This is a genomic window from Stenotrophomonas sp. YJH_SMC_32 (genome assembly GCF_059369975.1).
Genome location: NZ_JCAFTE010000008.1, coordinates 131,416 through 140,155, shown reverse-complemented (window position 1 = coordinate 140,155; position 8,740 = coordinate 131,416). Strand labels below are relative to the sequence as shown.

Sequence of the window (8,740 nt, the reverse complement as noted above, 5' to 3'; positions counted from 1 at the left end):
CGCCGACGCGCTGAATCTACTTTGCAAGCTCAAAGGCTTAAGAGCCGAGGCAGCGTCATCGGAGCCTCCCGGGTCACCGGGGAATTGTGCCTGATCAGGGCACCATCCGAGACACAAGAGCCGAGCCCATGCTCGGCTGCTCCTGGCGAGATCCCCTCCTGCTGGATAAGCCGAGCATGGGCTCGGCTCTACACGAGCACGCTAGCTGATCAGCGGGACTTCAACGCCTTCAACAAGGCGCTGTTGAACTGCTTCGGGTCCTGCACCTGCGGCGAATGGCCCAGTTCGGCGAACTCGACCAGCGTCGCGCCGGGAATCGCTGCCGCCGCTGCCTTGCCGAGTGCCGGATAGTTGCCCAGCGTCGCCTTCACCGCAGGCGGCGCCAGGTCGCGGCCGATCGCGGTGCGGTCCCTTTGGCCGATGAACAGCGTGGTCGGCACCTGCAGGTTCTTCAGTTCGTAAACCACTGGCTGGTTGAACACCATGTCCGACGCCAGTGCCTGGCTCCATGCAACGGCCTGCTTGCCGGGCCCTTCGTACATGCCTGACTGCATCCGCGCCCAGGGTTCGTAGGCCGGCTTCCATTTGCCGTCGTAGTACACATCCAGCTGGTAGCGGCGGATGCTGTCGTAGCTGATGTTCATTTCACCGGCATACCACGCGTCGACGCCGCGCCAGGGCACGCCCAGCGCCTTCCAGTCTTCCAGTCCGATCGGGTTGACCAGCGACAGGCTGCGCAGGTCCTGCGGGTACATCAGCGCGTAGCGCACGGCCAGCATGCCGCCCATCGAATGCCCGACCAGGTGCACCGGCACGTCGCCCAGTTGCAGCTGCTGCAGCAGGGCATGGGTATTGGCTGCCAGCTGTGCGAACGTGTACTGATAGCGCTCGGGCTTGCTGGATTTGCAGAAGCCGACCTGGTCCGGAGCGATCACCCGATAGCCGGCGGCAACCAGTGGCTTGATCGATTCCTTCCAGGTGGCGGCGCAGAAGTTCTTGCCGTGCAGCAGCACCACCACACCGATGGGCGCCTTCTTCGGCGCGATGTCCAGGTAGGCCATTTCCAGCGGCTGCCGCTGCGATTCCAGTGCGAAGGTCTTGACCGGATAGCCGTAGTCGAAGCCCTCAAGCCGCGGCCCGTAGGTGGGGGCGGCCAGGGCGGTCAGCGGAAGGCAGGCAAGCAGGGCGGCAGCGATCACGCGCATGGGGCAATCCGGGGTGGGGGAGCCCCGAGCCTAACCGGAACGCGGTGACGGTGTCGTCCGACCGGCAAGGGACAACGGGGTAGAGTCGACTGTCAGTCGACTGCTCTTCGATCAGACCGCGAAAATCCCGCGCTGCACGCGATAGTCGACCAGCGGTCGACTCTACCCACGGCCCCGTCAGCCGAGCATGGGCCCGGCGCTACAACTCAGCACTCGATGACGTTCACCGCCAGGCCACCGCGGCTCGTTTCCTTGTACTTGTCCTGCATGTCGCGGCCGGTGTCGCGCATGGTCTTGATCACCTTGTCCAGCGACACCTTGTGCTTGCCGTCGCCACGCATCGCCATGCGCGAGGCATTGATCGCCTTCACCGCGCCCATCGCGTTGCGTTCGATGCAGGGAATCTGCACCAGGCCACCGATCGGGTCGCAGGTCAGGCCCAGGTTGTGTTCCATGCCGATTTCCGCGGCATTCTCGATCTGGCTGGGGTTGCCACCCAGTGCCGCGACCAGGCCACCGGCCGCCATCGAGCAGGCCACGCCAACCTCGCCCTGGCAGCCCACTTCGGCGCCGGAAATCGAGGCGTTTTCCTTGTAGAGGATGCCGATCGCCGCCGAGGTCAGCAGGAAGTCGAACACGCGCTGTTCGTTCGCGCCCGGGCAGAAGCGATCGAAGTAGTGCAGCACCGCCGGCAGCACACCGGCCGCACCGTTGGTCGGCGCAGTCACTACGCGGCCACCGGCAGCGTTCTCCTCGTTCACTGCCAGTGCGTACAGGTTGACCCAGTCCAGCGTGGTCAGCGGGTCGCGCATCGCCGCTTCCGGCTTCGACGACAGTTCGCGGTACAACGCCGGCGCACGACGGCCCACCTTCAGGCCACCCGGCAGCACGCCTTCCTCGCGGATGCCGCGCGCCACGCACGACTGCATCGCACTCCAGATCTCGCGCAGCCGCGCGCGGATCTCGTCTTCGCTGCGCCAGCACTTCTCGTTCTCGAACATCAGCTGGGCAATGCTCAGGCCGCTGCGCGCGGTCTGCGCCAGCAGCTCGTCGCCGCTCTTGAACGGGTAGGGCAGCGGGGTCTCGTCGGGCACGATGCGATCATCGGCCGCGTCGTCCTGGTTGACCACGAAGCCGCCGCCGACCGAATAATAGTCGCGGGTGGCGATCACTTCGTCGTCGGCGTTGTAGGCAGTGAAGCGCATGCCGTTGGTGTGGTAGGGCAGCTTCTGGCGCTTGTTCATGCCGAGGTCGCGCTTCTCGTCGAAGGCGATCTCGTGCTGGCCCATCAGCTGGATGCGCTTGCTGCTGCGGATGCGCTCCAGCGTGGCCGGAATGATGTCTGGATCGATCAGGTTCGGCCGCTGGCCTTCCAGGCCCAGCAGGATCGCCTTGTCGGTGCCGTGGCCGCGGCCGGTCAGTGCCAGCGAGCCATAGACATCGGCGCGGATGCGCGCGACCTCGTGCAGGCGGCCCGGGTCGAGCAGCCAGCGATGGATGAATCGCTCGGCGGCCTTCATCGGCCCGACGGTGTGCGAGGAACTCGGGCCAATGCCGATCTTGAAAACGTCGAACGTGCTGACAGCCATGGTTGCCGTACTGCGGGTACCGGAAGAGATCGCTATTCTAGCGGTTCACGCCGCACTTCCATGGCTGCGGCGCAGCATTTCCGCCACGGGAGCCCGGCCGGTGTTGACCCTTATCCAACGTGACGATTGCCACCTGTGCGACATGGCCCTGGCCGAGCTGGCCAGGGCACGGGCGCCGGAGTTCGAATCGGTGTTCCTGGACGACCAGCCGGCGCTGGAAGCGCGCTATGGCACGCGGGTGCCGGTGCTGCGTGACGAGCGCGGCGACCGCGAGCTGGACTGGCCGTTCGACGCGGCCACGGTTCAGGCGTGGCTGGCCGTCGATCGGTAGTGCCGGCCGCTGGCCGGCAACCCCTCTGTTCCGGGTGATGCCGGCCAGCGGCCGGCACTACCAGATGCGGTTTATTTCGCGTCGAACTTCACGATCGTGCTGATCGCGGTTTCGTCCGGGATGGTCTTGGTGTCGGCCCAGTCACCGCCGCCGACGCCGAAGTCCAGGCGCTTGACCGTGGCCTTGCCGGTCAGCACCGGCTGGGTGCCCGGCTTCCAGGTGAAGGTCAGCGTGACCGGCTTGCTGACACCACGAAGCTCCAGGGTGCCATCGGCGGCGAACTGGTCATTGCCCATGGCGCGGAAGCCCTTGGCGGTGTAGCGCGCGGTGGCGAACTTGCCGACGTTGAAGAAGTCGGCGCCCTGCAGGGTCGAGTCACGATCGCTGTTGCCGCTCTTGGCGCCTGCCAGCGGAATCACCACATCCAGCGAACCGGCAGCCGGGTTGGCCGGGTCGAAGCTGAGCTTGGTCGCGAAGCCAGGGAAGCTGCCGGTGAACACTTCGCCGTCGTACTTGGTGGCGAACACCAGGATCGAACCGGCGCCGGGAGCCTGCGCGTAATCGGCAGCGAGTGCCGGAGCGGTGGCCAGCATGCCGGCCAGGGCGGCGGCCACGGCGGCCGGAGTGGTCAGTTTCAGGTTCATCGGTCAGTCCTTCTGAGGGGAGGCGAGCCAGCCACGCGGCAACATGCGGGACAGCGTTGCATCGCGCTGGAACAGGTGGTGGTAGAAGGCAGCGCCGGCATGGGCCAGCACCACCGCGATCAACAGCCAGAAGCCGTATTCGTGGAGGGCATGGGACACCGCGACGACCTGCGGGTCGGGGCCGCTCAGTTTGGGCACGTCGACCAGGCCGAACCAACGGAACGGGCGCAGGCCACTGGCCGAATCGTACAGCCAGCCCGACAGCGGGATGGCGAACATCAGCACATACAGCAGTACGTGGGTGGCACTGGCGATGCGTTCCTGCCAGCTTGGCACGCCCGGCACCGGCTTCGGTGCCCCGGCGTACAGGCGCCAGCCCAGGCGGAACAGCACCAGCGCCAGCACGGTGATGCCGATCGACTTGTGCGCGGTGTAGACCCAGAAGTACTTGGGCGTCTTGGGCAGTTCGCCCATGGTCAGGCCGACCACGCCCAGGGCGAGGATCAGCAGTGCGATCAACCAGTGCAGGATCTGGCTGACACTCCCCCAGGCGGCGGGGGTGTTCTTGGCGGTCATGAGGGGTCCTCTAGCGGGCCGTCTTGGGGTCGGAGTGTGGAAGGGGAGCGGGAGTTCCCGGGGCGTCGCTGCGGTCGAGGGTGGCTTCCGCCTCGATCCTCAGCTGTACTGCATCACCGATGACGCCCGGCCAGGCGGTGATGCCGAACGCGCGCCGGCTCAGCGTGGTGCTGCCGGAAAAACCGGCGGTGCGTCGGAACGGGGGAAGCGGATAGCGCTTGATGGCGTTGAGGGTCACATCCAGCGTGATTTCCTGACTGACCCCGCGCAGGGTCAGCGTGCCGATCACGTGGGCGCGCCTGGCATCGATCGGTTCGACCTTGGTGGAGACGAACCGCGCGGTCGGGAAGCGCTCGCCGTCGAGCAGGCTGCGGGCCAAGGTGGCCTGGTTCCACTTGGCATCACCAAGGTCCAGCCGCGACACCGGAATATCCACTTCCACGGTGGCGTCGCGCCAGTTGTCGGGATCGAACCGCACGCGCCCCTCGCTGCCCGATACCGTGCCCATGGCCTGCGAGTAGCCTGCGTGGTCGATCGAGAACAGCACCCGCGTGTGCACCGGATCGAGGCGATAGGTGTCAGCGGCCGCCCAGGCAGGGGCGGTGGCGAGCAGCATCGGCAACAGGGCCAGGCAGGGACGCATCGATGGCGGGCTCCGGAAGGGGACGCTGCGATCATACGCACAGCCCCCTGCCAACGTTGCGTGCATGGGTGCAACAGTTCGTGGTGGTGCCGCCGCTGGAAACAGGCTGTTGCAGCCATGACCCGGCCCTGTGTGACAATCGGCGCAGGACAGGGGGTTCAGGATGACGAGCGGTTGGCGCCTGTGGTGCCGTGGCATCGCAGGTATGGGACTGCTGCTGCTGGTGGCGATGGCCACGGCGGCTGCGACCCTGGACATGGCAGAAACACCACGCCTGCGCCGCTTCGGTGCCGCCGAAGGCTTGCCGTCTCGCATGGTGGTGGCGCTGGCCGAGGATCGCCAGGGCCACGTCTGGGCCGCCACCGATGGTGGACTCGCCCGCTATGACGGCAACAGCCTGCGGGTCTGGGAGCACGACCCGGAACAGCCGGGCTCGTTGCCTGGCAACGAGATCGAGACCCTGCTGATCGACCCGCTGGACCGGGTCTGGGTGGGCATCAATGGCAAGGGCGTGGCACGCCTGGATGCCGACCGCGAGCGCTTCCAGACCTTCGATACGGTCAATTCCACCTGCCAGGGGCAGTTCTGGGCACTGGCCTATGTCGACGACGCCTTGTGGATCGGGACCAACAACCATGGCGTCTGCCGTTTCGGCGAAGACGGCAGTGTGCGCCTCTACACCCATGATCCCGCGCGCCCGGGTGGCCTGCCCAGCAACAGCATCTTCACCAGCCTGGTCGACGCGCGGGGCCGCCTGTGGGTCGGCACCGAAGCCGGTGTGGCGCGTTGGAACGGCAGCGGCTTCGAGCCGGTGGCCGCGCGGGAACTGGGGAGGCTGAGCGTGCTCCGGTTGAGCCGTGATGCAGACGGTTCGATCTGGGTAGGCAGCCAGAACGATGGCCTCTACCGCATCGATGGGCAGGACCGGGTCAGTCGCCCGCGATGGGCTGACAGTGCCCAGCTGCGGTCGGCTCTGGTCCTGGCCGATCGCCAGGGGGGCTACTGGGCGGGTACCTCCGATGGCCTGTTGCGAGGGGATGCGGCGGCGTTGCGCCGGCTGGAGGGGGACCGCGGCAGCGGCTTCCTGACCGCGCACAGCGGTGTGCTTGACCTGCTGCAGGACCACGAGGGCGGACTGTGGGTGGCGTTGCTGACCCAGGGCCTGGCCTATCTGCCACCGGACTGGCGGCGCTTCTCGATCTGGAACCAGCTCGACGGCAAGCCGCTGGACAGCCAGTACCTGTTGAGCGCGGCCAGCGACGGGAAGAACTACTACGTCGGCTCGGCGCGAGGGGTGTACCAGCTCGATGCGCAGGGCACCCTGCGCCTGCTGGCCAGCGACCGGCAGCTCGGCAACGGCGTGGTGTGGTCGGTGCTGCCGCGCCCGGATGGTCGCCTGTGGCTGGGACGCGGCGGCCGCATCAGCGTCTACGATCCGGCCACCGGCGCATTGCGTGATCTGCGGATCGATGGCAGTGCCGACCTGCGCCAGCGCATCGACCTGATGCGGCAGGCCCCTGATGGCACGGTGTGGGTGTCGGTGATGGGCCTGGACCTGCAGCAGCGCGATGCAGAGGGCCGGCTGCTGCACAGTCATCCGCTGGAACATTTCCGCGGGACGGCCGATGCGCCGATCGAGCAGATCCGCTTCGACGCCCACGGCCGGCCCTGGGTGATGGGCGACATGGGCATCTGGCGTGAGCAGGCCGGACGCTTCGAGCCAGTGCCCGGCGTTTCGCGCGGCCCGATCTACGATCTGGCATGGATCGATCCGCAGCAGTTGTGGCTGGCGCGCCAAGGCGCCTTCGAGCGCTACCAGTGGGATGGCATGAGCCTGCGCCTGATACAGCGCATCGACGGCAGTGCGGGCGTGCCGCCGGTGACCATGGGGGGGCTGGCGCTAGCCGACAATGGCCAGCTGTGGGCCACGACGCCGCGCGGCCTGCTGCGGTGGGACCCGAAGACGCGGCGCCTGCAACAGTTCAACGAACGCGATGGCCTGTCCGATGCCGAGTTCACCGGTCGGCCACCTGCGGTGAACGCCGATGGCCGCGTGTTGGCGGTTACCCAGACCGGCCTGGTCGCCTTTGATGTGAATGCCGACGACACCGTGCTGCCGCCTTCATCGCTGGTGATCGCCGAAGTGCGGGTGCGGCGCGACGACGCACGCGGCTGGCAACCGCTGCCGCTCACCGGCACCCTGCTGCTGGGACCGGACGACCGCGATCTGCAGATCGATGCGCGGCTGCTTTCCTATGCCAGCCCGCAGGGCAACCGGTATCGCTTCCGCGTGCAGGGTTACGACCAGGACTGGGTGGAGCAGGGGGGCGATGGCCAGCGCACCCTGTCGCGGCTGCCGACCGGCCGCTATGTCATCGAGGTGCAGGCCGCGACTGCCCGGGGCGCGTGGACACCTTCGCAGCAGTTGCAGGTGAAGGTGCTGCCGCCGTGGTGGCGCAGCGGCATGGCGATATTCGGCTACATCCTGCTGGGGTCGTTGCTGCTGGTGGTTCTGGTCTGGTCGATCCGCGCGCGGCTGCGCCGCCGCCAGCAATGGCAGCTGACGGTGCACAAGCAGCAGTTGGCCGAGCAGGCCTCGCAGGCCAAGAGCCGTTTCCTGGCTACGCTGGGCCACGAAGTCCGCACGCCGATGACCGGCGTGCTGGGCATGAGCGAACTGCTGCTGGCGACTCCGCTGGATCCGGTGCAGCGCGGCTACGCCGGGTCCATCCAGCAGGCCGGCAGCCATCTGCTGCGGCTGGTCAATGATGCCCTGGACCTGGCCCGGATCGAAGCCGGGCGGCTGGAGCTGGACCTGCGCCCGTTTGATCTGGGGGAGCTGCTGGACCAGGTGCAGGGCCTGATGCAGCCGATGGCGCAGCAACGCCAGCTGGTGTTCCAGCGCGGCGAAGACCCGCCCGGGCCGATCAGTGTCAGTGGCGACGAGATGCGCGTGCGCCAGATCCTGCTGAATCTGCTCGGCAACGCGATCAAATTCACCGAGCGCGGCCACGTCGGCCTGGCCGTACGCCTGGAAGAAAAGGGCGGCCTGTGTTTCGAAGTCCATGACAGCGGCCCGGGCATCAACGCCGAGCAGCAGCAGCGCCTGTTCCATCGTTTCGAACAGGCCGACGGCCCGCGTACCGCGTCGCGCTACGGCGGCAGTGGTCTGGGGCTGGCGATCTGCCAGGAACTGGCGGTGGCGATGGGGGGGCGCATCGAAGTGGACAGCCAGCCTGGCAAGGGCGCGCGGTTCCGCGTGCGCCTGCCCCTGCCCTGGACGCGCCAGGCCGCCAGCGAAGCGGGCGACGTGGCGGCCCTGCCGGAACTGCCGCCGCTGCGCATCCTGCTGGTCGAGGACGATGCCACGGTGGCCGAGGTCATCGCCGGCCTGCTGCGCGTGCGAGGGCATGAAGTGGTCCACGTGCTGCATGGCCTGGGCGCGCTGTCGGAGATCGCCACCGATGGTTTCGACGTCGGCCTGCTCGATCTCGATCTGCCCGCGCTGGACGGTACGGCCATCGCCCGCCAGCTGCGCACCATGGGCTATGAACTGCCGCTGGTGGCGGTGACCGCCCGTTCCGATGCCTATGCCGAAACCCAGGTGCTGGCCGCAGGCTTCGATGGCTTCCTGCGCAAGCCGGTGACCGGCGACCTGCTGGTGACGGCCATCGCCCAGGCGCGTGCGAAACGACAGGCGACTGCGTGACGACGCCGACGCCGGGCGTGAACGGCGCGACTTTCGGTTTACC

7 protein-coding genes are annotated in these 8,740 nt (G+C 67.6%); 2 read left to right on the top strand and 5 right to left on the bottom strand.

From position 1 onward, the window contains the following. Window positions 1-209: 209 nt before the first annotated feature. On the bottom strand, window positions 210-1,205 hold the full coding sequence (locus AC5P7S_RS12310) for an alpha/beta fold hydrolase (protein ID WP_095378342.1): 996 nt from the start codon (window positions 1,203-1,205) through the stop codon (window positions 210-212). 206 nt (window positions 1,206-1,411) lie between these two features. Further along, a complete protein-coding gene (locus AC5P7S_RS12305; protein ID WP_065178205.1) occupies window positions 1,412-2,794 on the bottom strand; it encodes an L-serine ammonia-lyase in 1,383 nt (460 codons plus the stop codon). 100 nt (window positions 2,795-2,894) lie between these two features. Here AC5P7S_RS12305 and AC5P7S_RS12300 point away from each other — a divergent pair, with 100 nt between their 5' ends. After that, window positions 2,895-3,125 carry a glutaredoxin family protein gene (locus tag AC5P7S_RS12300; protein WP_032954410.1) on the top strand — a complete coding sequence of 77 codons (231 nt, stop codon included), beginning with the start codon at window positions 2,895-2,897 and terminating at the stop codon, window positions 3,123-3,125. A gap of 71 nt (window positions 3,126-3,196) precedes the next feature. Here AC5P7S_RS12300 and AC5P7S_RS12295 read toward each other — a convergent pair whose 3' ends face one another. From AC5P7S_RS12295 to AC5P7S_RS12285, 3 genes are read right to left on the bottom strand one after another with little or no spacing between them, the layout of a single operon-like run. Beyond that, window positions 3,197-3,769: a YceI family protein gene (locus tag AC5P7S_RS12295; protein WP_005418389.1), complete on the bottom strand. Its 573-nt coding sequence runs from the start codon at window positions 3,767-3,769 to the stop codon at window positions 3,197-3,199. Window positions 3,770-3,772: 3 nt separating this feature from the next. Beyond that, window positions 3,773-4,345, bottom strand: a complete 573-nt coding sequence (locus AC5P7S_RS12290) for a cytochrome b (RefSeq protein WP_005418388.1) — start codon at window positions 4,343-4,345, stop codon at window positions 3,773-3,775. A gap of 10 nt (window positions 4,346-4,355) precedes the next feature. Next, entirely contained in the window at window positions 4,356-4,988 is a 633-nt protein-coding gene (locus AC5P7S_RS12285) for a YceI family protein (RefSeq protein ID WP_053499626.1), read from the bottom strand. Window positions 4,989-5,151: 163 nt separating this feature from the next. Here AC5P7S_RS12285 and AC5P7S_RS12280 point away from each other — a divergent pair, with 163 nt between their 5' ends. Beyond that, window positions 5,152-8,697, top strand: coding sequence for a hybrid sensor histidine kinase/response regulator (locus tag AC5P7S_RS12280; protein WP_065178206.1), 3,546 nt, complete (start codon window positions 5,152-5,154; stop codon window positions 8,695-8,697). Window positions 8,698-8,740: the final 43 nt, after the last annotated feature.